A 24478-nucleotide genomic window follows, 5' to 3' on the forward strand; every position below is an offset into this window, starting at 1 on the left:
GGCGCACACATGACGACGCCCCTGTCGAACCAGGCCGCCAGGAAACCCGCGAACAAGGCGGCGAAGAGAACCCCGGCGCAGGCCGTGGCCCCGTGGATCGTGCCGGTACTGCTGATCGGGGTCTGGCAGGCCGCCTCGCAACTGGGCTGGCTGTCGAACCGGGTGTTGCCGGCACCGCTGGCCGTGGTGGAGGCGGCGTGGTCGCTGGCCGTCTCCGGCGAGCTCTGGCGCCACGTCTGGGTCAGCACCTGGCGGGCGCTGATCGGGCTGGCCGTGGGCGGCGGGCTGGGCCTGGCGCTGGGCCTGCTGACCGGCACGTTCCGCACGGCGGCCACGCTGCTCGACAGCACGCTGCAGATGGTGCGCAACATCCCCACGCTGGCGCTGATCCCGCTGGTGATCCTGTGGTTCGGCATCGACGAGACCGCCAAGCTGTTCCTGGTGGCGCTGGGGGTGTTCTTCCCGGTGTACCTGAACACGTACCACGGCATCCGCGCGGTGGACCCGGGGCTGGTCGAGATGGCGCGCAGCTATGGCCTGTCGGGCTGGCGCCTGTATCGCGAAGTGATCCTGCCCGGCGCGCTGCCGAACATCCTGGTGGGCGTGCGGTTTTCGCTGGGCCTGATGTGGGTGATCCTGATCGTGGCCGAGACCATTTCGGCGCAGTCGGGCATTGGCTACATGACGATGAATGCGCGTGAGTTCCTGCAGACCGACGTGGTGCTGGTCGGCATCCTGCTCTACGCGCTGCTGGGCAAGCTGGCCGATGTGCTGTCGCGCGCGCTGGAGCGGTTCTGGCTGCGCTGGCATCCGGGCTACCAGACCAACTGACAAGGAGAGATCCCATGCAAACGCTATATCCCGTGGAGCAGGCCGCGCTGGCGTGGGCCGAGCGCGATCTGGCCCGGCGTGACGTGGCCCGCCGCGAGGCGGCTGCCGAAGCGCGCCAGACGCCGGCGGCCGCTGGCATCGCGCTGCGTGTGCAGCAGGTGGTCAAGTGCTACAACGGCCGCGAGGTGCTGCATGGCATCGACCTCGATGTGACGCCGGGCGAGTTCGTCGCCATCGTCGGGCGCAGCGGCTGCGGCAAGAGCACGCTGCTGCGGCTGGTGGCCGGGCTGGAGCCGGCCGACGAGGGCGCGGTGCTGCTCGACCATCAGCACGGGCGCCAGCTCGATCGCCAGCAAAGCCGGACCTTGCAGGACAGCATCCGCGTGATGTTCCAGGATGCTCGGCTGTTGCCTTGGAAGCGTGTACTCGACAACGTCGCGCTGGGCCTGCCGCGCGAGCGCCGCGCCGATGCCGCCGCCGTGCTGGCGCAGGTGGGGCTGGCCGAGCGTGCCGACGAATGGCCTGCGCGGCTGTCGGGCGGCCAGCGCCAGCGCGTGGCCCTGGCGCGCGCGCTGGTCCACCATCCGCGCCTGCTGCTGCTGGACGAGCCGCTGGGCGCGCTCGATGCGCTGACCCGCATCGACATGCAGGCGCTGATCGAATCGCTGTGGCGCCGGCTCGGTTTCACGGCGCTACTCGTCACACACGATGTATCGGAGGCCATCGCGCTGGCCGATCGCGTGGTGCTGATCGAGGACGGCCGCATCGCGCTGGACCAGCGCGTGGCGCTTGAGCGTCCGCGCCAGCGCGGATCGGCGGCGTTTGCGCAACTCGAAGACACCGTCCTGCGCCGCGTGATGCGGCAGCCATCGACAGTGTCTGCACCATCAACGAATCTTCACGCCCGGCCCGCCGAGGAGCTTCTATCATGAGCAATCAGGCGAACCGCGCGTACCGACATGGACGTCACCATGACCCACGCTTCCGCAGCTTCCGCAGCTTCCGCAGCTTCCGCACCTTCCGCAGCCTCCGCACTCGAACGCTACCTTGAAACACTGCCGCGCGAGCCGGTGCCCGGCCGCGAGCTGTGGCGCGACGCGCGCGGGCAGGTGCAGGGCCAGTACTTCAACTGCTCGCTGACCAGCGCGTTCGACCCCCTGGTGACGCTGGCCGACCGCGAGGTGGTGGCCCACGAGGGCTCCATCCGCACCTATGCCGAAGATGGCGTGGGGCTGGCCGCCTGGAAGCTGTTCGCGATGGCGGCCGACGACGCGTCGCTGGTGTCGCTGGACCGCCTGTCGCGGCTGGTGCACGCGATGAACTACTTTGCGGCGCACGGCGAGCGCAAGCTCGTGCTCAACGTGCATAACCGCCTGCTGGCGGCGGTGGCCGACGATCACGGCGCGGCATTCCGGCGCGCGCTGGAATCGCTGGGCCTGCCCGTGGACCGTTTCGTGATTCAGGTGCCTGCCAGCGCCAATGACGACCTGCCGCTGCTGCTGCACGTGGTGGGCAACTATCGCCGCAACGGGTTTGCGGTGAGCCTGCAGGCATCGGACCCGGCCGAGGCCGGCGCGCTGATGGCGCATGCGCTGCCCGACTGGCTCAAGCTCGACATGCGCCGCATCTGGACGGACCGCCAGCTTGCCGGCCTGCGCGCCAGCGCCGAGGGCGCCGGTGTCACGCTGATCGGCCGGCGGCTGCAGAACGACGAAGCCGTGGAGCGGCTGCAGAACGCGGGCATCGCGCTGGGCCAGGGCGAGGCCGTGGCTGGCGGTCCGGTGCCGGCACGGCATTTGCGAGAGCCGTTGCAGACAGGCAGTGCTTCCTAGGCGGCATCGCCCTGGCGGCACTGGCTGGCCGGTAGCGCCTGTCGGCGAACATCGACCGGCGCTCGGCAGTCTTGTTGCAGTCCCCATAAGTCCTGAACAACGAAGCACCGAAGCAGAGAAGGAGAGCGCGTATGGCGGCATCGACTCTATCGGGCGGTGTCGCGCGGCTGGAAGTGCCGCGCGGCCTGCAGATCCTGACCGTACCGGGCCTGCATGGCAGCGGGCCCGCACATTGGCAAAGCCGTTGGGAAGGGCTCTACCCGGACTGGCAGCGCATCGAGCAGCACGACTGGGGTCGCCCCAGCCTGCCGCTGTGGGCCGAGCGGGTCTCGGAAGGGGTGTCGCGGGCACTTCGCGTGGCGTCGCGCGGCGCGGTGCTGGTGGCGCACAGCTTCGGCTGCCTGGCCACGCTGCGCCAGGCGTCGCTGGACCCGGTGGGCATCGCCGGCGCGCTGCTGGTGGCGCCGGCCGATCCTGACAAGTTCGGCGTGGGCGGCTTGCTGCCCACGTGGCGGCTGCCGTTTCCGACGGTGCTGGTGGCCAGCACCAATGATCCGTGGATGTCGCAACGCACCGCGTTCAGCTGGGGCACGCTGTGGGGCAGCGAACTGGTGGACGCCGGGGCGCTCGGCCATATCAATGCCGATTCGCACCTCGACGATTGGCCGGCCGGGCAGGCCTTGCTCGCCACTTTGCTGCAGCGGATCGACTCCGAGGGACGCATCCTGCACCTCGGCGACGGCTCGGACAGCTGGGAAGCGTCCGCGGATGTCGCACAGACATCGCCTTATATCTAAAACGTCTAAGAAAATTCGGAAAGATTCGTTCTTTTTATAAGGGCGCATCTGCAAAATTTGTCTCGTACGCCGGCGCCTTATGCGCCGGTTTCATAAGACGAGACACGCATGCCTTCCTCGATATCCCTGGCGGACGCGCCCCCGCCGACGGTCAATGCCGCGCCCCTGCGCGCGGCGCCGGCCCAGCGATTTACCGTGTTGCCGGGCTTCGGGCTGTCGCTTGGCTTCACGATCTTCTACCTGACGCTGATCGTTCTGATCCCGCTGTCGGCGGTGTTCCTGAAGACCTTTACGCTGACCTGGGATGGCTTCTGGGCGACGGTGAGCAACCCGCGCGTGGTGGCATCGCTGGAACTGAGCTTTGGCGCGTCGCTGATTGCGGCCATCGTCAACACGGCCTTTGGGCTGGTGGTGGCCTGGGTGCTGGTGCGCTACCGCTTCTTCGGCAAGCGATTGATCGATGCGCTGGTCGACCTGCCGTTCGCGCTGCCCACGGCCGTGGCCGGTATCGCCCTGACGGCGCTGTTCGCCGGCAACGGCTGGATCGGCCGCTGGCTGGAGCCGCACGGCATCAAGGTGGCGTTCACGCCGCTGGGCGTGGTGGTGGCGCTGACCTTTATCGGGCTGCCGTTCGTGGTGCGCACGGTACAGCCGGTGCTGGAGGACGTGGAACGCGAACTGGAGGAAGCGGCGGCCAGCCTGGGCGCGTCGCGCCTGCAGACGTTCGGGCGGGTGATCCTGCCGGCCATCCTGCCGGCGCTGCTGACGGGCTTTGCGCTGTCGTTCGCGCGTGCCACCGGCGAGTACGGATCGGTGGTCTTCATCTCCGGCAACATGCCGATGGTGTCCGAGATCGCGCCGCTGATGATCTATTCGAAGCTCGAACAGTACGACTATGCCGGCGCCACCGCGGTGGCCGTGGTGATGCTGGTGATCTCGTTCGTGCTGCTGTTGCTGATCAACCTGCTGCAGGCCTGGACGCGCCGCCACCAGACCGGTGCCCGCGCAGCCGCGCTGCCTGACGGCAACCCGGAGGCGAACTGACATGGCCGGCGCTGTATCCCGACTGGGCGGCCCCGCTGCCGCCCGACATCCGCACGACGCCACGGGCGAATCGCCGTGGGTGCGCTATACGCTGATTACCGTGGCGGTGCTGTTCCTGGCGCTGTTCCTGTTCGTGCCGCTGGCTTCGGTGTTCTACGAGGCGCTGCGCAAGGGCCTGGACACCTACCTGGCGGCGCTGACCGAGCCCGACGCGGTGGAGGCCATCAAGCTGACGCTGACCGTGGCGGCCATCGCGGTGCCGCTGAACGTGGTGTTCGGCGTGGCGGCGGCCTGGGCCATCGCCAAGTTCGATTTCCGGGGCAAGAACCTGCTGATCACGCTGATCGACCTGCCGTTCTCGGTGTCGCCGGTGATCTCGGGCCTGGTCTACGTGCTGATGTTCGGCGCGCAGGGCTGGTTCGGCCCGTGGCTGGAGGCCCACGACATCAAGATCATGTTCGCGGTGCCGGGCATCGTGCTGGCCACGATCTTCGTGACCTTCCCGTTCGTGGCGCGCGAGCTGATTCCGCTGATGCAGGCGCAGGGCAGCGAAGAGGAAGAGGCGGCCATCGTGCTGGGTGCCTCGGGCTGGCAGACGTTCTGGCACGTGACGCTGCCGAACATCCGCTGGGGCCTGCTGTACGGCGTGATCCTGTGCAATGCGCGGGCGATGGGCGAGTTCGGCGCCGTGTCGGTGGTATCGGGCCATATCCGGGGCCTGACCAACACCATGCCGCTGCACGTGGAAATTCTCTACAACGAATACAACTTCGCGGCCGCGTTCGCCGTGGCGTCCCTGCTGACGCTGCTGGCGCTGGTCACACTCGGAATCAAGACGCTGGTGGAAATGCGCGCCAGCCGTGAACACGCATCGGAAGGGCAGCCATCATGAGCATTCAGGTCAGGAACGTGCAAAAGCGGTTTGGCGATTTTGTGGCGCTCAACGACGTCTCGCTGGACTTTGCCGAAGGAGAACTGACGGCGCTGCTGGGGCCGTCCGGCTGCGGCAAGACCACGCTGCTGCGCATCATCGCCGGCCTGGAACGCGCCGACGCGGGCCAGGTGGTGCTGGCCGGGCAGGATGCCTCGTCGACGCACGTGCGCCAGCGCAACGTGGGCTTTGTGTTCCAGCATTACGCGCTGTTCAAGCATATGACCGTGTTCGAGAACGTGGCCTTCGGCCTGCGCGTGAAACCGCGCGCCGAGCGCCCGTCCGAGGCCAGGATCCGCGAGAAGGTGAAGTCGCTGCTGGAACTGGTGCAGCTGGACTGGCTGGGCGACCGCTACCCGGCGCAGCTGTCGGGCGGCCAGCGCCAGCGTATCGCGCTGGCCCGCGCGCTGGCCGTGGAGCCGCGTGTGCTGCTGCTCGACGAACCGTTCGGCGCGCTCGACGCCAAGGTGCGCAAGGAACTGCGCCGCTGGCTGCGCCGCCTGCATGACGAACTGCACGTGACCAGCGTGTTCGTGACCCACGACCAGGAAGAGGCGCTCGAAGTGGCCGACCAGGTGGTGCTGATGAACCGTGGCGCCGTGGAGCAGTTCGGCACGCCCGAGGCGGTCTACAACCATCCGGCCACGCCGTTCGTGTTCGGCTTCCTTGGCAACGTGAACCTGTTCCACGGCCGGCTGGAAGTGGGCGACAGCGGCGGGCTGCTGCATACGGGCGAGGCGGTGCTGCCCGTGGTGGGCAGCGGCCACGAGACAGCGGGCGATGCGGTGGCCTACGTCCGGCCGCACGACCTGGAACTGGAACGCTATGCGCCGGGCACCGATGGCATTGCCGTGACGCTGCGCCGCGCGCTGACGCTGGGCCCGGTGGCCCAGCTGGAACTGGAGCGCGAAGACAACCAGGACGTGATCGAGGTGGCGCTGCCGCTGGAACGCTTCCGGCACCAGGGCTTCCGCGAGGGCGAACTGCTGGCGGTGCGTCCGCGCCAGCTGCGCGTGTTCAACCGCAACCAGACAACAACACAGGAACAAGGGGCGGCACGATGAATTTCCAGCAACTGCGTTCGATTCGCGAGGCGGTGCGCCGCCAGTTCAACCTGACCGAAGTGGCCAACGCGCTGTACACGTCGCAGCCCGGCGTGTCGCGCCAGATCCGCGAGCTCGAGGAAGAGCTCGGCGTGGAGATCTTCGAGCGTTACGGCAAGCGGCTGACCGGCCTGACCGAGCCGGGCCGCGAGATCGTGCGCATCGTCGAACGGCTGCTGCTCGAAGCCGAGAACCTGCGCCAGGCCGGCGACGAGTTCGCGGGCCGCCATACCGGCCGCCTGACCGTGGCCACCACCCACACGCAGGCGCGCTACGCGCTGCCCAAGGTGGTGCAGAGCTTCCGGCGCGAATATCCCCACGTCACGCTGGCGCTGCAGGAAGCGTCGCCGTCGCATATCGTGGAACTGCTGCTGACGGGGCAGGCCGATATCGGCATCGCCACCGAGGCGGTGGCCAGCGAGGCGGGGCTGACGTCGTTCGAGGCCTATAGCTGGCAGCACGTGATCGTGGTGTCGCCGGAGCATCCGCTGACGCGCCTGCCCGAGCCCACGCTCGAGGACCTGTGCAACTTCCCCATCATCACCTACGACGCCGGCTTTACCGGGCGCCGCAAGATCGATGGCGCGTTTGCCGCCGCCGGCCTGCAGCCGGAGATCGTGCTGACCGCCATGGATGCCGACGTGATCAAGACCTATGCCGAACTGGAACTGGGCGTGGGGATCATCGCGTCGATGGCGTACGACTCGCGCAAGGACGCGGGCCTGACGCAGATTTCGGCCGCTCACCTGTTCGAGCCGAATACCACCAGCGTGGCCGTGCGGCGCGGCGCCTATCTGCGCGGCTACGCCCATGCGTTCATCAACATGTTCGCGCCGCACCTGTCGCGCGACACCGTATCGACCGCGCTGGCCGAGGCGACCAGCCGCCTGGCGGTGGCGGCCTGAGGCCGCCCGGCGCCCCCTGAGGCCCCCTGAGGCCCCCTGAGGCCCCCTGAGGCCCCCTGAGGCCGCCTGATACTGCCCCGATCCCCGCTTGACCGCTGCCCGGGCCATCCGGGCCGCCACCGGCCCGCCACCCGATGCGCGGCCCGGGGGGCCGTCCCGCGCCCGCCCGGGCCGCCGCATGCCTTCAAACGGGCGTACGACCCGCTGGTCGAATCCCTGCACCAATCGCGCCATTTCCCGCCGGTTCGTCGCACGGCGCTTTCTTCCCGCCGCGCTCCGGCGTAAAGTGCCCTTCATCGCAGCGCCCGGAAGCCACCGAATGCCCGGGCCGCTGCCTATGCTGCAGTGCATCACAGATGTGCACGCGGTTTGTGGAGCAGAAGGAGGGAGAGAGATATGCGCATGTCGTGCGCGGTGCCGTCACGGCTCAATATTCTTGCGCGAGACCTGCTGTTCGTGCTCTGCATGAACACCGTCATCGCGGTCAGCCTCAACTATGGCTTCCAGACCGGCGGCACGCTGGTACAGAACTTTGTCTACAGCCAGCTGATCGGCCTGTCGATCTGGGTACTGATCGACGTGCCGCGCGTGCTGATCTGGTGGAACGACCGCCCGCGCCGCTGGCCGTTCATGTGCCTGGCCGTGGTGGCCGTGCCGATGGGCGTGGTGCTGGGCAGCTGGGCCACGCGCGAACTGCTGCACCTGCCCGAGAAATCCGCGGCCGCCACCGGCGACATGCTGCGCATGTGCCTGATCGTCGGCATGCTGGCGTCGGCCAGCATGATCTATTTCTACTGGTCGCGCGAAAAGCTGGCCTACCTGGAACGCCAGGCGGCGCTGGACGCCCTGCAGCGCGAGGAGGCCGAAAAGCAGCTGGTGCGCGCCCAGCTGATGGCGCTGCAGGCGCAGATCGAGCCCCACTTCCTGTTCAATTCGCTGGCCAACCTGGACGGCCTGATCGCCACCGACCCGCGCGCCGCGCGCCAGCTGCTGCAGCGGCTGATCGGCTTCCTGCGCATGTCGCTGTCGCACACGCGCGCCGAGCATTGCACGCTGGCGCAGGAATTCGAACTGCTGCGCAGCTACCTCGACATCCAGGGCATGCGCTTCGGCGCGCGGCTCGACTACGCGGTGGATTTGCCGCCGGCGCTGGCCGATGCCGAGATTCCGCCGATGCTGATCCAGCCGCTGGTGGAAAACGCGGTCACGCATGGCATCGAACCCTGCATGCGCGGCGGCAAGATCGTGCTGTCCGCCCGTCAGGCCGAGGACGGCAGCCTGCAGGTGCTGATTGCCGATACCGGCGTGGGCTTCTGCCAGAGCGGCAAGAGCGGGTCCGGCCTGGGGCTGACCCATGTGCGCGAACGGCTGGCGCGCATCTTTGGCGCGGCGGCCACGATGCAGATGGAAGAAAACGTGCCGCGCGGCGTGGTGGTGCGGCTGACGCTGCCGCTCACGCGCAGCACCGAGCCGACCTTCGTGCCGATGCGCGCCGCACCGGACGCGCGCCCCGCAGCGCCCGCCACGGTGGCGCCGGCCGTCTCCCGTACCTGAGCGCGCCCGAGCCACGCCCCCTGAACCGTTCTGTCCCTGACATTCGTCCCCATGTCTCCGACCCTGCTGATCGCCGACGACGAGCTGCTGCTCGCCCGCGTTCTCGAAGCCGAACTGAAAGCCCTGTGGCCCGAAGCCACGATCGTGTCCGTGGTGCATGACGGCATGGCCGCGCTGGACGCCGCGCGCGCCCACCGGCCCGACGTGGCCTTTCTGGATATCCGCATGCCGGGCATGAGCGGCATGGACGTGGCGCGCGAACTGATCGAGTTCGACCACCCGCCGCTGGTGGTGTTCGTCACCGCGTACGACCAGTTTGCGCTGGAAGCCTTCGAGCGCGCGGCGGTGGACTACGTGCTGAAGCCCGTGCAGCACGAACGGCTGGAGGCCACGGTGGGGCGCCTGAAGGCGCGCCTGAGCGCCAAGGCCGCCGAAGCGGGCAAGGCGGCCGGCAACGACGATGGGGATAATGGCGACGAGGCCGCCGCCACCGACATCGGCACCATGGTCGACACCGACCGGCTGGCGCAGCTGCTGCAGCGGTTGGAGTCGCTGGAGCAGCCCGCCGCCCCGCGCGGCCACTACCTGCGCTTTATCAAGGCGCTGGTGGGGCAGGAGGTACGCATCATCCCGGTCGATGAAGTGGTGTATCTGGAAGCCACCGACAAGTACGTGAACGTGGTGTCCACCGGCGGCGAGGCGCTGATCCGCACCAGCCTGCGCGAACTGACGCAGCAACTGGACCCCGACCGCTTCTGGCAGATCCATCGCGGCACGGTAGTCAATATCGACTGCGTGGCCAGCGCCGTGAACCAGTCGCTGGGGCGCCTGTCGCTGAAGCTGCGCGACCGGCCGGAGTCGCTGCCGGTTGCGCGGCAGTACGCGCACCTGTTCAAGCAGATGTAGGACCGATCCGGGGCCGGTATGGCGCGGCCTGCACCACGGCGGGGAAAACGGGCGCGAAGGTTCCGCCGCCACGCGGCTTCCTCTACCATGGGCGTTCCCTGTTCCCTGTTCCCTGTTCCGTCAGCCAAGGATTGCGCCATGCAGCGTGTGTTTGTCTACGGCACCCTTCGTGCCGGCGAGGTCAACGATCTGAACCGGGCCGCCGCGCTGCATGGCATCGGCGCGGCGACGCTGGTCGGCACGGCCAGCATTGCCGGGCGGCTCTATGATTTCGGCACGTATCCGGGCCTGGTGCTCGATGCGTCGGCCGGGCCGGTGCTGGGCGACGTGTACGACATTCCCGACGCGCTGCTGCCGGTGCTGGACGAGATCGAAGAGGTCTATCCGGGGCAGGCCACGCTGTTTATCCGCGAATCGCGGCCCGTGATGCTGGACGGCGCGCCGACCGATTGCCTGCTGTACCCGGTGGCGGACGCTGCGGTGGCCGGGCTGGCCCGCATCGACGGGGGTGACTGGGTGGCCTATCGCCAGGCGCGCGACACCGCCGCGGCGGCCTGACGACGAAACATTTCAAACGCCGTCACACGGCACGTGACGGCGGTAGCATGGCTGGCGATGACATCCGATGCTGTCAACGCACAACGCCCGCCCATGACCCAGCCGCCTGCGCCCGCCCATCCCGCAAGGGCTCCGCTTCGATTCCATGTCCGGTCCGGCCGTGTCCGCCTTGCCGTCTCGGCCTGGGGCGATCCCATGCATCCCGTGGTGGTGCTGGTGCATGGCTACCCTGACAACAGCGATGTGTGGCACGGCGTGGCGCAGGCGCTGGCGGCGCGGTTCCATGTCATTGCCTACGACGTGCGCGGGGCGGGGCAGTCCGATGCACCGCCTGAGGTGGCCGACTATCGCCTGGAACGGCTGGCCGATGACTTTATTGCCGTGATCGACGCCGTGTCGGCGGACCGGCCGGTGCATCTGGTGGGCCATGACTGGGGATCGATCCAGGGCTGGGAATTCGTGACCGATCCGCGCCTGTACGGCCGCATCGCCTCGTTCACATCATGCTCGGGGCCGTGCCTGGACCACGCCGCCAGCGCGTTGCGTGCCGGCGGCCGCCGCAGTCTCGGGCAATGGGGCGCCACGCTGCGCCAGGCGCTGGCGTCGTGGTACATCGTGTTCTTTCATATCCCGCTGCTGCCCGAATGGAACTGGAAGCTCTGGCTCGGGCGCGGCTGGCCGTTCTGGCTGCGCCACACCGAAGGGCTGCACGTGCCCGCCAGTCCCACGCAGACGGCCGACGGCATCCACGGGCTGCGGCTGTATCGCGCCAATCTCCGCGCGCGGCTGCGCGCGCCGCGCGAACGCCGGGCGCATGCGCCGGTGCAGGTCATCGTGCCCACGCGCGACCGCTACGTGCGGCCCGCCGTGACCGAGGATCTGGGCCGCTGGGTGGCCCGGCTATGGCGCCGCCCGATCGATGCGCATCACTGGCTGCCGTTGTCGCATCCGCAACGCATGGCGGCGATGGTGGGCGAGTTTGTCGATCATCTCGATGGCGCGGCCGCGTCACCTGCGCTGGAAGCGGCCCGTGTCGACCCGGAGGCTGCCAGAATTTCATGATGCGGAATGATGTTTTGGTCCGCAAAAATCCGGGCGGGATATCGGCTCCGGCATTTCTCATCCTGAAAGATGTCTTGCCGCAGGGTGAAAAGACGAGGCTAACGCTTTGATTTTTATCAAATAAAAAACTGTGCGCCGGCGACCATCGGCGCTTGTTGCAACGCGGGAAGGTTCTCTACACTCTTATATAAGACACATGACCTGAGACGCGAAAGTCACAGCGTCCTCGGTCCCCCGCGCAAGCCACAGCCGGGGAGCCGTCGCCGATTTCCATGCCATCTCGACATTGCGACAGGAGAGTGAACATGACGACCCGCCAACAACAGATCGATGCCCTTCAAAAGGACTGGGATAGCAACCCGCGCTGGAAGGGCGTGCAACGTCATTACACCGCCGAAGACGTGGTCAGGCTGCGGGGTTCGGTCCAGATCGAGCATACGCTGGCCCGCCGCGGCGCGGAAAAGCTCTGGCACCTGCTGAACACCGAGCCGTTCGTCAACACGCTGGGCGCGCTGACGGGCAACCAGGCGCTGCAGCAGGTCAAGGCAGGCCTGAAGGCCATCTACCTGTCGGGCTGGCAGGTGGCTGGCGATGCCAACCTGGCCGGCGAAATGTACCCGGACCAGTCGCTGTACCCGGCCAACTCGGTGCCGATGGTCGTCAAGCGCATCAACAACACGTTCCAGCGTGCCGATCAGATCCAGTGGAGCGAAGGCACGGACGACACCGACTTCTTCGCGCCGATCGTCGCCGATGCCGAGGCCGGCTTCGGCGGCGTGCTGAACGCATTCGAACTGATGAAGTCGATGATCGAAGCGGGCGCCGCCGGCGTCCATTTCGAAGACCAGCTGGCGTCGGTGAAGAAGTGCGGCCACATGGGTGGCAAGGTGCTGGTGCCCACCCGCGAGGCCGTCGCCAAGCTGACCGCCGCGCGCCTGGCCGCCGACGTGTCGGGCGTGCCGACGCTGGTGATCGCGCGTACCGACGCCGAGGCCGCCGATCTGGTGACCTCGGACGTGGACGAGCGCGACCAGCCGTTCCTGACCGGCGAGCGCACCGTGGAAGGCTTCTTCCGTTCGAAGGCTGGCATCGACCAGTCGATTGCCCGCGCGCTGGCCTACGCCGAAGTGGCCGACCTGGTGTGGTGCGAAACCGGCAAGCCGGACCTGGAGTTCGCAAAGAAGTTTGCCGAAGCCGTGCATGCCAGGTTCCCGGGCAAGATGCTGGCCTATAACTGCTCGCCGTCGTTCAACTGGAAGAAGAACCTCGACGACGCCACGATCGCCAAGTTCCAGCGCGAACTGGGCGCCATGGGCTACAAGTTCCAGTTCATCACGCTGGCCGGCTTCCATTCGCTGAACTACTCGATGTTCAACCTGGCCCACGGCTACGCGCGCAACCAGATGTCGGCCTTCGTGGAACTGCAGGAAGCCGAGTTTGCCGCTGCCGAAAAGGGCTTCACCGCCGTCAAGCATCAGCGCGAAGTGGGCACCGGGTACTTCGACGCCGTGACGCAGACCATCGAAGGCGGCCAGTCGTCGACGACCGCACTCAAGGGATCGACCGAAGACGAACAGTTCTTCGACAAGAAGGTGGCCTGAGCCACCTGACCGGAAAGGGGATTCGGGGACGGCGCGCGACCATCGCGCCGTCAGTTTGGCACCGCGCCGTGAGACCCACGGCGCGGCTTTTTTCGAGAGGCACCTTCATTTTTCTGGCACCTCTCGGTGTGGGAGCTACCTGTAAACGATCACTGGAATATCCGTGTGCGTGAGCACTTTCTGCGTTTCGCTGCCGAGCAGCAGGCCTGACAGGCCGCGCCGGCCGTGCGAGGCCATGAAGATCACGTCGCAGCCATGGCGTTCCGCCGCGTCGATGATGCCCAGGTAGGGCACGGCGAAGGTGGTCATGTCGGCGTCGAAGGGCAGGCCGGCGGCCACGGCGGCGTTCTCGATTTCCTTCAGGTACAGCCGGGCCTGGTTCTCGATGCGTTCCTTGAACGCCTGGGGCGCCTCGACCACGATCTCGCTGAAGGGCGTATACGGATATTCCTCAAGACAGACGTAGGCGGTCACGCGGGCATTGATGGCCTTGGCCAGTTCCAGGCCGCCGTCTATGGCCTTCTTGGACAGCTCCGAACCGTCGGTGGGCAGCAGGATGTGCTTAAACATACCGGACTCCTTTCGCGAGTGGGAACGGGTGCAGGCCAGCGCGGCGCCTGTCTGCATCGATTGTAGTCAGTGTGCAGTGTTCGTCATTGTGAAATATCAAGATTCTGCGATTGACAGCGTACGGACCGTGTCACGCGACGACGGCGTGGACTTCGGCGGCGGCGCTGCTGGGCGCCTGTTCGGCACGGCGCCAGTAGGCCGGGTTGCCGTAGGTGTTCTTGAGATGGTCGATAAACAGTCGCACGCGCAGCGGCAGGTGCTTGCGTTGCGGAAAGACGGCGTGGATGCCGATGGGCGGCGCCTGGAATTCGTCGAGGACGGTCACCAGCCGGCCGCTGACGATTTCCTGGCCCACTTCCCACCAGGAGCGCCAGGCCAGGCCGTGACCCTGCAGGCACCAGGCGTGGAGCACGGCCCCGTCGGTGCATTCCATGTTGCCGCCCACCTTGACGGTGACGGTGCGGCCGTCCTGCTGGAACACCCAGCCGCGCTGCACGTTGGCGCTGGCGCCGAAGTGCAGGCAGTTGTGGCGGGCCAGGTCATCGGGCAGGGCCGGGGTGCCGGCGCGCGCCAGGTATTCGGGCGACGCCACGACCACGCGGCGGTTTTCGGCCAGGCGGATCGACACCAGGCTGGAGTCGGGCAGGTCGCCCAGGCGGATGGCGCAGTCGAAGCCCTCGTTGACCAGGTCGACCACGCGGTCGGACAGGTCGAGCGTGAGCGTGACGTCGGGATGGGATTCGATGAACAGCGGCACCAGCGGCGCCACGTGCTTGCGGCCGAAACCGGCCGGCGCGGTGATGCGCAGGTGGCCGCTGGCCTTGACCCCGCCGGCGGAGACGCTGGCTTCGGCATTGTGGAGATCGTTGAGGATGCGCTGGCAGTCTTCGAGAAACGCGGAGCCTTCGAACGTCAGGGTGATCTTGCGGGTGGTGCGCACCAGCAATTTGACGCCCAGCCGCTCTTCCAGGGCATCGATGCGGCGGCCGATGATGGCCGGCGCAACGCCTTCGGCGGCTGCGGCAGCGGACAGGCTGCCACGTGACGCCACCGATACAAAAGTCTCCAGTTGCTTGAAGTGGTCCACGAAAGATAGCTCGGTTGTAGGCGAGTCTTGATGAGGATGGCCAAGATTAGTAGTGCAAAAGTAAAAGATCAAGTGACAGCGCGCCTATTTGCCGCACTGCAGCGCATCACTAGAATTCCATGCATTCAATCGTGTACAGGTCCATTCAGTCCTTGGCGTTTTGAGAGATGAACAAAATCCGCGCGGTCCTCTTCGATGCTTACGGCACGCTGTTCGACGTGTATTCGGTCACGGCGCGCGCCGAGCAGCTGTTCCCGGGCAAGGGCGAGGCGCTGGCCCTGCTGTGGCGCGAGCGGCAGATCGACTACACCCGGCTGCGTTCGCTGGCCGCGCCGGACGGGGCGCGCTACAAGCCGTTCTGGGACATCACGATCGATGCCCTGCGCTATGCCGCCGAGCGGCTGGCACTGAAGCTCGATGACACCGCGCAGGCGCAGCTGCTCAAGGAATATGCGTGCCTGTCGGCGTTCCCGGAGAACCTGGCGGCGCTCAAGCGCCTGCGCCGCGCCAACCTGCCGCTGGGCATCCTGTCCAACGGCAACCCGGAGATGCTCGATATCGCGGTCAAGAGCGCCGGTATGCACGGACTGTTCGACCATGTGCTGTCGGTCGATGCCGTGAAGCAGTACAAGACCGCGCCGGCCGCGTACGCGCTGGGCCCGAAAGCCTTCGACCTGCCGGCCGGCGAGATCCTCTTTGTCTCGTCGAACTGCTGGGATGCCTGCGGCGCCACGTGGTTTGGCTACACCACCTACTGGATCAACCGTGCCGGCCATCCGGCGGAGCGCCTGGACGTGGCGCCCACCGGCACCGGGCACGACATGAACGACCTGCTTGCCTTCGTTGCCGCCTCGGGCGCAACGGTCTGACAGGCGGGCCCCCTTAAACACACCATCGCACCTACAGGAGAAGACTGATGGCTATCACGCTGCCCGCGGGCATGAAGATTACCGGCGAGATCCTGCCGGCTTACGAAGACATCCTCACGCCGGAAGCCCTGGCCCTGGTCGACAAGCTGCACCGCGCCTTCGAGCCGCGCCGCCAGGAACTGCTGGCCGCGCGCGTGGAACGCGCCAAGCGCCTGGACGCCGGCGAGATCCCCGATTTCCTGCCGGAAACGAAGCACATCCGCGAAGGCGACTGGAAGGTTGCCCCGGTGCCCAAGGCGCTGGAATGCCGCCGCGTGGAAATCACCGGCCCGGTGGAAGCCAAGATGGTCATCAACGCCTTCAACTCGGGCGCTGACAGCTACATGACCGACTTCGAGGACTCCAACACCCCGAACTGGCACAACCAGATGCAGGGTCAGGTGAACCTGAAGGCCGCCGTGCGCCGCACGCTGACGCTGGACAGCAACGGCAAGCACTACAAGCTCAACGACAAGATCGCCACGCTGCAGGTGCGTCCGCGCGGCTGGCACCTGGACGAAAAGCACGTCACGATCGACGGCAAGCGCGTCTCGGGCGGCATTTTCGATTTCGCGCTGTTCCTGTTCCATAACGCCCGCGAGCAGATCGCCCGCGGCGCCGGCCCGTTCTTCTACCTGCCGAAGATGGAAAGCCATCTGGAAGCGCGCCTGTGGAACGACGTCTTCGTGATGGCCCAGAAGGAAGTTGGCCTGCCGCAAGGCACGATCAAGGCCACGGTGCTGATCGAGACCATCCTGGCCGCGTTCGAAATGGAGGAAATCCTGTATGAGCTGCGCGACCACAGCGCCGGCCTGAACGCCGGCCGCTGGGATTACATCTTCTCGTGCATCAAGAAGTTCAAGGTGGACAAGAACTTCTGCCTGGCCGACCGCGCCAAGGTGACGATGACCGCGCCGTTCATGCGCTCGTACGCGCTGCTGCTGCTGAAGACCTGCCACAAGCGCGGCGCGCCCGCCATCGGCGGCATGAGCGCCCTGATCCCGATCAAGAACGATCCGGAAAAGAACGCCATCGCCATGGAAGGCATCATCAGCGACAAGCGTCGTGACGCCACCGACGGCTACGACGGCGGCTGGGTGGCCCACCCGGGCCTGGTCGAGCCGGCGATGAAGGAATTCGTGGCCGTGCTGGGCGACAAGCCGAACCAGTTCGAGAAGCAGCGCATGGACGTGGAAGTGAAGGCCGCCGACCTGCTGAACTTCCAGCCCGAAACGCCGATCACCGAACACGGCCTGCGCATGAACATCAACGTCGGCATCCACTACCTGGGCGCCTGGCTGGCCGGCAACGGCTGCGTGCCGATCCACAACCTGATGGAAGACGCCGCCACGGCCGAGATCTCGCGTTCGCAGGTCTGGCAGTGGATTCGCTCGCCGAAGGGCAAGCTCGAGGACGGCCGCAAGGTCACCGCCGAGCTGGTGCGCGCGCTGATTCCGGAAGAACTGGCCAAGGTCAAGGAAGTGGCCGGCAGCGGCCCGACCTACGACCGCGCCGCGAAGATCTTCGAGCAAATGTCGACGTCGGAAGACTTTGCCGAATTCCTGACCCTGCCGCTGTACGAGGAAGTCTGACCCTCGTTGCCTTGTGTGCGCGCTCCGCTCCCACCCGTGGGAGCGGGGCGGAAAAAAGGGGAGAGGGCCTGGCGGTTCAGACTGCGGGGAGTCGGCAGGCAGAACTGCCGACCCGCTCGCCGACCCTCTCCCCCCAACTTCTTTCCCGCGTGCGGGAAAGAAGCCCCCCTCAGGCGCTTGCTCGCGCGCCGTAGCCGGTTCCCTTCCACTCGATAAAACACAGTCCGTGCCCGAACGGGTCGGACAGCATCGCCTGGCGGCCCCAGTCAAACTCCCGAGGCCAGTCCTCGATTTCCGCACCGGCGCTGAGCGCGCGCTCGATGGCCGGTTCCAGCGATTCGACCACGAAGTCCAGATGCACCGGGGTCCAGTGCCGCACGTAGTCGCGCCGGGTGTCGGCCCGGGTGGTGGCCAGCGTGCCCGGCGCCTTGGCCAGCAGATACACCGGCGCGCAGGCGCCGTGCAGCTCGGCCACCGTGCCGTCGAACAGCTTGCGGTTGAGCCGCAATCCCAGTCCTGCCTCATAAAAGCCGATGCCACGGTCAAGGTCATCGACGTCGATGTTGATCAACAACTCCATGCCTGCCTCCTGAGCGTTCTCCCGATGCGCGGCGCAGGGCGGCCGCTCCTGACGGCTCCTGACGCTATCCGGACACCGGGCCAGCATTGTGCGCCCGGCCTCCTGACACCAGCTGTCAGGAGTGATGTGCAGGCCGCGGCCCCCGAACGGGTGGCCCGGGGACGGACAGCGGCGCGCGGGAGGCCCCATAATACGGAAATCTACGATCTGGAGAGTCAAGTTGCGCTTCGAACACCTGGTGGAAATCAATGACCCAGGCAACCCCACGCTGGAGCCGCTGACGCCGGACCAGCTCTGGCAGGGCCTTGTGCTGCGGGCGGAATCGCCGGAACTGTTCATGCTCGGCCTCGACAGCGCCGACATCGTCGGCCGGGGCGACGGCTGGATCGAGCGCGTGCTGCATTTCGGCAAGGCCAGCGTGAGCGACCGCGTGGCCTACGAGCCGCGCCGCGCCGTGCGGTACGAGTCGGCCCCGACGGCCGAGCACGCGGGCGGCACGCTGGAGATGATCATCGAGACCCCGGCGCCCGGTGCGCTGCTGGTCCGCTTCATCTACCAGACCACCATGCCCAACGTGGACGCCAGCGGCGACAACCGCTACGCCGAGATCGTCAAATCCGCCTATCACGAGGCCGATCTCGATACGGTCCGCAAGATTCGCGAAATCGCTGCGACGGGACGGCTCGGGTGAGCCGCCCATCCACTGCGCCGGCACGTACCGGCAGCGGGGATGCCCACGGAGGAGGAACTGGCGGACCGCAGGCGCCGGGCGGACCCGGGGAGCCGGAACCATCGTCCGGGCGTCGCGGCGGCCCGACCCGTGCCGAGCTGCGCGCCCGCTATGGCGACCGGCTGCGCTGGCTGATCCTGGTCACGCTGATGCTGGGCACGATGTCGTCGATCGTGTCGTCGACCATCGTCAACGTCGCCATCCCCGATCTGAGCCGGCATTTCGACCTGGGCCAGGAGCGCGCCCAATGGGTGGCCGCCAGCTTCATGATCGCCATGACGCTGTCGATGCTGCTGACGCCGTGGCTGCTCAACCGCTACGGCCTGCGCCGCACGTTTATCGGCACGCTGGTGCTGCTGGGCGGGGGCGGGCTGATCGGCGGATTTTCGCCCACCTTCGGCGTGATGCTGGCCATGCGCGTGGCCGAGGGCATTGCGGCCGGCATCATGCAGCCGCTGCCCAATATCTTCATCCTGCGCGTGTTCGATGAACGCGAGCAGGGCAAGGCGCTGTCGCTGTTCGGGTTTGGCGTGGTGCTGGCGCCGGCCATCGGGCCGAGCGTGGGCGGCTTCCTGGTCGAGCTGTTCGGCTGGCGGTCCATCTTCTTCGTGGTGGTGCCGCTGACGCTGGCCGGCTGGTGGATGGCGCGGCGCTACATGGCCGTCGATTCGGCGATGATGGGCGAGCGCAAGCCGCTGGACTGGCGCGGCCTGGCGCTGGTGGGCGTGGCGACGGTCAGCCTGCTCAACGGCCTGGTGGAAATGCGCACCAACGCCGGCGAAGGCGTCGGGCTGGCCGTGTTCGGCGTGCTGATGCTGGCGGCGTTCGTGGCGTGGCAGTTGCGCGCGCCCGATCCGCTGATGAACATGCGCCTCTACAGCTATCGCCAGTTCTCGGCGGGCGCCGTGGTGGCCTTCATCTACGGCGCGGGGCTGTTCGGGTCCACCTACCTGCTGCCGGTCTACATGCAGATGGCGCTGTCCTATACGCCGTCGGCGGCGGGCCTGGTGCTGATGCCGGCCGGCATTGCGCTGGCCGTGACCATCGCGGTGGCCGGCCGCCTGACCAACCGCATTCTGCCGCACCGCCAGGTGTCGTTCGGGCTGGCGCTGCTGGCGGGCTCGTTCCTGCTGATGGCCACCGGGTCGATGGCCACGCCGTACGTGCTGCTGGTGCTGTACGCGGTGATCGGCCGTATCGGCCTGGGCTGCATCCTGCCCTCGCTGACGCTGGGGTCGATGCGGGGCGTCGATTTCTCGATGATTCCGCAGGGTTCCAGCTGCATCAACTTCCTGCGGCAGCTGGGCGGGGCGATTGGCGTGAGCCTGGCCGGGGTGGGCCTGCAATGGCGCCTGGCCGAGCATGGCGCGGTGCTGGGCCGGGGCGGCGACGCGGCGGCGCAGGCCGCGCGCATCCAGGCCTTCGACGAAACCTTCCTGGCCGTGGGGATCGTGATTGCCACGGCCATGCTGGCCGCATGGCGTATCCGCCCGCGTCCGCTGCCCGGGGGCTGACGCCCGCGCCCGGACGTTTCCGATGGCTATTGCAGCAGGGGCAGTTCGTTGCGCTGGTAGCAGACGCCGGCCAGGAATCCGCTCAGCACCGACGCGGCTTCGCGCCCGCCAGCCGGGCGGGCCTGGATGGCCGAGACGGCGAATTCGGTCAGCGCCACCATGGGGGCGGAGGGCGGGTTGCCGCCTTCGACCAGCGCGCGCTTGGCGCCATAGCCGTGCGTGCGCATGTCCACCGCGGCGGACATCGCCGTCGCGGCATAGACGGTGCAGGACTTGTAACGGACGGGATCGTAGGCCGGGGCCGCAGGCTCGGCGGGACGGGACGGCGCGCGCGGCGCGGCCATCAGCGCCGTGGACAGCGTCAGCGCGCAAACGCTGAACAGCACTCGGTAGGTCTTCATGTCTTCCTGAATCACGACACTGTTGCCAGATACATTGCGGATGATCTGGTTATCGGCAGGAAAGACAAGGGGCTGAATGGGGGCGGAACAGCGGCGGACGGCGCGGGACCGTCCGCAGGGGCAGGGGCAGGGGCAGGGCAGGCTCAGCTGGCGCGGCCGGCCAGCAGGTCGCCCACCAGTTCGATGTACTTCTGCTTGGCCTCGTCCTGGGCGGTGCCCTTGAGGGCTTCCCAGGCCTCGAACTTGTAGCGGCCGACGAAGTCGGTCATGCCAGGCTTGTCGCCGTGGGCGTCGCCCTCGGCACCTTGCTTGTACAGCGCGTACAGGCGCAGCAGCGTCATGTTGTTGGGACGCTCCGACAGCGTCTTGACGTCGATTTGGGCCTGGTCGAATTGGGCTTGCAGGTCGCTCATGGGGTCTCCGTGTGGCAATGCGTTGGACAGGCGATGATAAGCGCCGCCGGCGTCCGTTTCGGTGCAAAAAAGTCGAGGAAGCTCTCAGGTTGCCCCGCTGGCGGCCCGCGCGGGGGGCGCGCCGTTGCCAATACTGCTTTGCCCCGCCAGCGGATACAATCGCTGCCATGTCCTGGATTCTTGCTGTCGAGACCTCCACAGAGTGGTGTTCCGTCGCACTCGGCCGCGCTGCCGGGTGTTTCTCCCGTCATGAGCACACCGGCGCGCGTTCGTCGTCGCGGGTGCTGCCTGCCGTCGGCGAGGTGCTGGCCGAGGCCGGCATCCGCCTGGCCGACTGCGCCGCCATTGCCTTTGGCGCGGGTCCCGGTTCCTTTACCGGCCTGCGCACCGCCTGCGGCGTGGTGCAGGGCCTGGCCTTCGGCGCGGACCTGCCCGTCATCCCCGTCAACGTGCTGATGGCATGTGCCGAAAGCGTACGCAACGGCACGTGGGGCGGTGAAACGCTGCCTGCGGGCGCGGCGGTGCTGGTCGCCATCGATGCCCGCATGGACGAAGCCTATGCTGCCACGTTCCGCTGGGACGATGCCGCGAACGAATGGGCAATGGAAGGCGCCATGCAGGTGGGCGCGCCGGAATCGATCGTGGCGCCCGATGGCGATTTCTGGCTGGCCGGCAACGCGCTGACCGTCTTTGGCGACCGCCTGGCGCCGGCGGCCGGGGCTTCGCGCACCGTGCCGGACGCCGTGCCCGACGCGCGCGCGATGGTGTCGATCGCGCAGCGCGCGCTGGCGCGTGGCGAGACGATCGCCGCGGCGGATGCCATGCCGATCTATGTGCGCGACAAGGTTGCCCAGACCATCGTCGAGCGCGAGGCCTTGGCCGCCGCCAAGGCCGCCGCGCTGGCCGCGCAGGGAGCGGCCCGATGAGCGCCGCGCTGCTGCCGCCCGAGCGTGCGGACCACCCCGAGTGGCCGGCGGTGCCGGTCATGCCGCCGCTGGCGCAGGGCTGGGCGCTCGATCACATGAGCGCGCGCGACCTGCCGGCCGTGGCCGAGATCGAGCAGCGCGCCTACAGCCATCCGTGGACGCGCGGCAACTTCGAGAATTCACTCAAGGCCGGGCATTTCGGCCTGACGCTGCGCGACCCCTCGACGGCGCTGATCGGCTACGCGATGCTGATGCCGGTAGTCGACGAGATGCACCTGCTCAATATCACGATCGATCCGGCCCACCAGCGACAGGGCTACGGACGGCTGCTGCTTGCCATCGCGCTGGCTACGTCGCATGCGCACCGGCTGCACACGATGCTGCTGGAGGTGCGTCCGTCGAATATCGGCGCGCTGGCGCTGTATCTCGAAGCAGGATTCGTCGAGATCGGTCGCCGCAAGGGCTACTACCCGGCCACGGCGCTGGGGCGCGAGGACGCGCTGGTGCTGCGCCGCGTCTGGCCCGCCAGGATTGACGGAGAACCGGCATGAACCGCCGCGCGTTGTTCCTGGAAGCCCTGGGCATTCCGGCCGAGTGGGTGCCACGCCGGGCCCAGGCCATGGAAGGGGCGGGAGACGAAGCCGTGGCGGCGGAAGCTGTGGTCGCACACGCGGTGGACGATGCGGGCGCCGTACCCGCCGCGGCGGTGCTGGCGGAAGTCCGGGCGTCGCCGTCCGAGCCGCCCGACGTGTCGGCCGAAGCTCCGGCCGAACTTTCGACCGGACGGCTGGCCGATGTGCTCGCCGATGACCCGGCCGGGATCGATCATGCCGCCGACAGCGCCGCCGACAGCGCCGCCGACAGCGCCATCAGCGCCATCGAACTGGCCGCGACCGTCGAGGCTTTCGATGCGCCGAACCCGGACCGGCCGGTGGCCCCTCAGGGAGAAAAGCCGCTGGTCCGTCAGCCCGGGCAGGCCGGCCGTGAGGCCGCCATCGCCGGGATGCCCTGGCCGGAGCTGGCCGACAGCGTGGCCGGCTGTACCGCATGTGGTCTCTGCGACACCCGCACCAACACCGTGTTCGGCGTGGGCGATCCCCAGGCCGAATGGATGCTGGTGGGCGAGGCGCCGGGCGAGAACGAGGACTTGCAGGGCGAGCCGTTCGTCGGCCAGGCCGGCAAGCTGCTGGACAACATGCTGGGGGCACTGGGCCTGGCGCGCGGACGCAATGTCTATATCGCGAACGTGCTCAAGTGCCGGCCGCCGGGCAATCGGAATCCCGAGCCCGAGGAAGTCGCCCAGTGCGAGCCCTACCTGAAGCGCCAGATTGCGCTGATCAAGCCGAAGGTCATCGTGGTGCTGGGCCGCTTTGCGGCGCAGTCGCTGCTGCGGTCGACCACGCCGATCGGCAAGCTGCGCGGTACGGTGCATACCTACGAGGGCATCCCCGTGGTGGTGACCTATCACCCCGCCTACCTGCTGCGCACGCTGACCGACAAGGCGCGTGCCTGGGAAGACCTGTGCCTGGCGCGCGAGGTCCACGATCGTGCGGGAGCTGAAGCCTGATTTCGCCCAGATAACGCCACCGGGCGGCTGCGCGCCGACCGGGGCGGACGCGCCTTTGCCGCTCTGGTGTCGCGCGGCCTCGCAGCGCACGCGCGACCTGGCCTGGTGTTCGCTGTCGCCGGCGCTGCTGTCCCATCTGCCCGATGGCTACCAGGACGGGCCTGCCCGGCTGGCCCAATGGCCGCCCGGCGCGCAGGCGGGGTGGCAGGCATGGCTGTCGCAGGCCGATCCGGCCACCTTGCCCGAAACCATCGTCGAACTGAGCCAGCATCCGGACCCGACCGGCAGCCGCAGCCTGCGCCTGGGCCGTCATGCCGAGCGGCTGCTGCACTTCGCGCTGCGGCACACGCAAGGCGTGGAGCTGCTGGCGGCCAATGTGCCGATCCGGCGTGCGAACGGCCATGGCGTGCAGACGCTGGGCGAACTCGACGTGATCTGGCGCGACCCCGCCAGCGCGGCCGTCGTCCATTGGGAAATGGCGGCCAAGTTCTACCTGATGGTGGACGGCGTGGCAGGGCATCGGGCCTTTGTCGGGCCGAATCTGGTCGACCGGCTGGGCGACAAGCTCGATCACATCGTGCGGCGCCAGTTGCCGCTGGGCCGCACCGCCGAAGCCCAGGCGCTGGTCGGGCATCCCGTGGATCGCAGCGAAGTCTATCTGCTGGGCTGGCTGTTCTACCGCGACGGCGTCGTGCCGGCCGGCCTGGAAACGCTGGGCATTGCGCCGGATCACCTGAACGGGTGGTGGGCGCCGCTGGCCGACTGGCGCGCCCGCGCGTCGGACCCCGCCAGGGGGCAGGTGCGCTGGTGCCGGCTGTCGAGATCCGACTGGCTGTCGGGGGGCCGTGTGGCCGAGGCCGCGACCGAAACGGCGGCGGTTATGCACGATGCGCTGGCCGAACGCTTTGCCGACCCGATCCACGCGTGGCGCCGCGAGGCGCCGGTCATGGTCTGTGAACTGGTGCAGGATCCGGACGCGCCCGGCATCTGGCGCGAATGCTCGCGCGGATTCGTGGTGCCGGACGACTGGGAGGCGCGGGCCGCGCTGCGGGCCGCGGCGCCCTGA

At 67.9% G+C, this 24478-nt stretch carries 26 protein-coding genes; 21 read left to right on the plus strand and 5 right to left on the minus strand.

Annotated features, from left to right (window positions below; translation table 11 throughout):
* Positions 1-9 precede the first annotated feature (9 nt).
* From ssuC to aceA, 13 genes are all read left to right on the plus strand, one after another.
* Positions 10-831, plus strand: a complete 822-nt coding sequence (ssuC, locus tag AC24R4_RS23840) for an aliphatic sulfonate ABC transporter permease SsuC (RefSeq protein ID WP_400395019.1) — start codon at positions 10-12, stop codon at positions 829-831.
* A gap of 14 nt (positions 832-845) precedes the next feature.
* A complete protein-coding gene (locus AC24R4_RS23845; protein ID WP_487523699.1) occupies positions 846-1763 on the plus strand; it encodes an ATP-binding cassette domain-containing protein in 918 nt (305 codons plus the stop codon).
* A gap of 39 nt (positions 1764-1802) precedes the next feature.
* Positions 1803-2663: an EAL domain-containing protein gene (locus tag AC24R4_RS23850; RefSeq protein ID WP_400394869.1), complete on the plus strand. Its 861-nt coding sequence runs from the start codon at positions 1803-1805 to the stop codon at positions 2661-2663.
* Between the two features lie 131 nt (positions 2664-2794).
* Positions 2795-3460 (plus strand): RBBP9/YdeN family alpha/beta hydrolase, encoded by a 666-nt coding sequence (locus tag AC24R4_RS23855; protein WP_400394859.1) that lies wholly within the window; start codon positions 2795-2797, stop codon positions 3458-3460.
* A gap of 108 nt (positions 3461-3568) precedes the next feature.
* The gene (gene cysT / locus AC24R4_RS23860; RefSeq protein ID WP_400394861.1) at positions 3569-4504 is read left to right on the plus strand and encodes a sulfate ABC transporter permease subunit CysT; all 936 of its coding nucleotides are present in this window, start codon (positions 3569-3571) and stop codon (positions 4502-4504) included.
* 1 nt (position 4505) lies between these two features.
* Positions 4506-5396, plus strand: coding sequence for a sulfate ABC transporter permease subunit CysW (gene cysW, locus AC24R4_RS23865; protein WP_400394863.1), 891 nt, complete (start codon positions 4506-4508; stop codon positions 5394-5396).
* On the plus strand, positions 5393-6499 hold the full coding sequence (locus AC24R4_RS23870; protein WP_400394866.1) for a sulfate/molybdate ABC transporter ATP-binding protein: 1107 nt from the start codon (positions 5393-5395) through the stop codon (positions 6497-6499). Before cysW ends, AC24R4_RS23870 begins: the two co-directional genes overlap by 4 nt.
* Entirely contained in the window at positions 6496-7443 is a 948-nt protein-coding gene (locus AC24R4_RS23875; RefSeq protein ID WP_153945177.1) for a CysB family HTH-type transcriptional regulator, read from the plus strand. Before AC24R4_RS23870 ends, AC24R4_RS23875 begins: the two co-directional genes overlap by 4 nt.
* 396 nt (positions 7444-7839) lie before the next feature.
* Positions 7840-8997 carry a sensor histidine kinase gene (locus AC24R4_RS23880; RefSeq protein ID WP_400396237.1) on the plus strand — a complete coding sequence of 386 codons (1158 nt, stop codon included), beginning with the start codon at positions 7840-7842 and terminating at the stop codon, positions 8995-8997.
* Between the two features lie 51 nt (positions 8998-9048).
* Positions 9049-9903, plus strand: coding sequence for a LytR/AlgR family response regulator transcription factor (locus AC24R4_RS23885; protein ID WP_400396235.1), 855 nt, complete (start codon positions 9049-9051; stop codon positions 9901-9903).
* A gap of 138 nt (positions 9904-10041) precedes the next feature.
* Positions 10042-10461, plus strand: coding sequence for a gamma-glutamylcyclotransferase family protein (locus AC24R4_RS23890; protein WP_400396234.1), 420 nt, complete (start codon positions 10042-10044; stop codon positions 10459-10461).
* A 93-nt stretch (positions 10462-10554) separates the two neighbouring features.
* Positions 10555-11523, plus strand: coding sequence for an alpha/beta fold hydrolase (locus AC24R4_RS23895; protein ID WP_487523700.1), 969 nt, complete (start codon positions 10555-10557; stop codon positions 11521-11523).
* A gap of 305 nt (positions 11524-11828) precedes the next feature.
* Positions 11829-13124 carry an isocitrate lyase gene (aceA, locus tag AC24R4_RS23900; protein ID WP_400394850.1) on the plus strand — a complete coding sequence of 432 codons (1296 nt, stop codon included), beginning with the start codon at positions 11829-11831 and terminating at the stop codon, positions 13122-13124.
* A gap of 135 nt (positions 13125-13259) precedes the next feature.
* Here the strand turns inward: aceA and AC24R4_RS23905 are convergent, their stop codons facing one another.
* Complete coding sequence (locus AC24R4_RS23905) at positions 13260-13694, minus strand: universal stress protein (RefSeq protein ID WP_153945171.1); 435 nt, start codon at positions 13692-13694, stop codon at positions 13260-13262.
* Positions 13695-13824: 130 nt separating this feature from the next.
* Positions 13825-14853, minus strand: a complete 1029-nt coding sequence (locus AC24R4_RS23910; RefSeq protein ID WP_400394848.1) for a LysR family transcriptional regulator — start codon at positions 14851-14853, stop codon at positions 13825-13827.
* Positions 14854-14948: 95 nt separating this feature from the next.
* Here AC24R4_RS23910 and AC24R4_RS23915 point away from each other — a divergent pair, with 95 nt between their 5' ends.
* Together AC24R4_RS23915 and aceB are read left to right on the plus strand one after the other, a co-directional pair.
* The gene (locus tag AC24R4_RS23915) at positions 14949-15650 is read left to right on the plus strand and encodes a haloacid dehalogenase type II (protein ID WP_400394846.1); all 702 of its coding nucleotides are present in this window, start codon (positions 14949-14951) and stop codon (positions 15648-15650) included.
* 47 nt (positions 15651-15697) lie between these two features.
* Positions 15698-17281, plus strand: coding sequence for a malate synthase A (gene aceB, locus AC24R4_RS23920; protein ID WP_153945169.1), 1584 nt, complete (start codon positions 15698-15700; stop codon positions 17279-17281).
* Positions 17282-17450: 169 nt separating this feature from the next.
* Here the strand turns inward: aceB and AC24R4_RS23925 are convergent, their stop codons facing one another.
* Complete coding sequence (locus AC24R4_RS23925; protein ID WP_153945168.1) at positions 17451-17861, minus strand: VOC family protein; 411 nt, start codon at positions 17859-17861, stop codon at positions 17451-17453.
* 220 nt (positions 17862-18081) lie between these two features.
* Between AC24R4_RS23925 and AC24R4_RS23930 the strand changes: the two genes are divergently transcribed.
* Both AC24R4_RS23930 and AC24R4_RS23935 read left to right on the plus strand, forming a co-directional pair.
* Positions 18082-18552, plus strand: coding sequence for an SRPBCC family protein (locus tag AC24R4_RS23930; protein WP_400396170.1), 471 nt, complete (start codon positions 18082-18084; stop codon positions 18550-18552).
* Between the two features lie 137 nt (positions 18553-18689).
* Entirely contained in the window at positions 18690-20105 is a 1416-nt protein-coding gene (locus tag AC24R4_RS23935; protein WP_400396174.1) for a DHA2 family efflux MFS transporter permease subunit, read from the plus strand.
* A gap of 26 nt (positions 20106-20131) precedes the next feature.
* Here AC24R4_RS23935 and AC24R4_RS23940 read toward each other — a convergent pair whose 3' ends face one another.
* Entirely contained in the window at positions 20132-20506 is a 375-nt protein-coding gene (locus AC24R4_RS23940) for a hypothetical protein (RefSeq protein WP_153945167.1), read from the minus strand.
* 143 nt (positions 20507-20649) lie between these two features.
* A complete protein-coding gene (locus AC24R4_RS23945; RefSeq protein ID WP_153945166.1) occupies positions 20650-20919 on the minus strand; it encodes an acyl-CoA-binding protein in 270 nt (89 codons plus the stop codon).
* A gap of 167 nt (positions 20920-21086) precedes the next feature.
* On the opposite strand from AC24R4_RS23945, the gene tsaB reads away from it, so the two are divergent.
* Genes tsaB through AC24R4_RS23965 form a run of 4 tightly spaced genes read left to right on the plus strand, consistent with a single transcriptional unit; the run spans position 21087 to position 24478 of the window.
* Positions 21087-21845, plus strand: coding sequence for a tRNA (adenosine(37)-N6)-threonylcarbamoyltransferase complex dimerization subunit type 1 TsaB (gene tsaB, locus AC24R4_RS23950; RefSeq protein WP_400396991.1), 759 nt, complete (start codon positions 21087-21089; stop codon positions 21843-21845).
* Positions 21842-22396 carry a ribosomal protein S18-alanine N-acetyltransferase gene (gene rimI / locus AC24R4_RS23955; protein ID WP_487523701.1) on the plus strand — a complete coding sequence of 185 codons (555 nt, stop codon included), beginning with the start codon at positions 21842-21844 and terminating at the stop codon, positions 22394-22396. Before tsaB ends, rimI begins: the two co-directional genes overlap by 4 nt.
* Positions 22393-23412 (plus strand): uracil-DNA glycosylase, encoded by a 1020-nt coding sequence (locus AC24R4_RS23960; RefSeq protein ID WP_487523702.1) that lies wholly within the window; start codon positions 22393-22395, stop codon positions 23410-23412. The genes rimI and AC24R4_RS23960 overlap by 4 nt, the downstream gene beginning before the upstream one ends.
* Positions 23393-24478, plus strand: a complete 1086-nt coding sequence (locus AC24R4_RS23965; RefSeq protein WP_400394823.1) for a DUF1853 family protein — start codon at positions 23393-23395, stop codon at positions 24476-24478. The genes AC24R4_RS23960 and AC24R4_RS23965 overlap by 20 nt, the downstream gene beginning before the upstream one ends.

Source organism: Cupriavidus sp. CER-90, assembly GCF_057652055.1.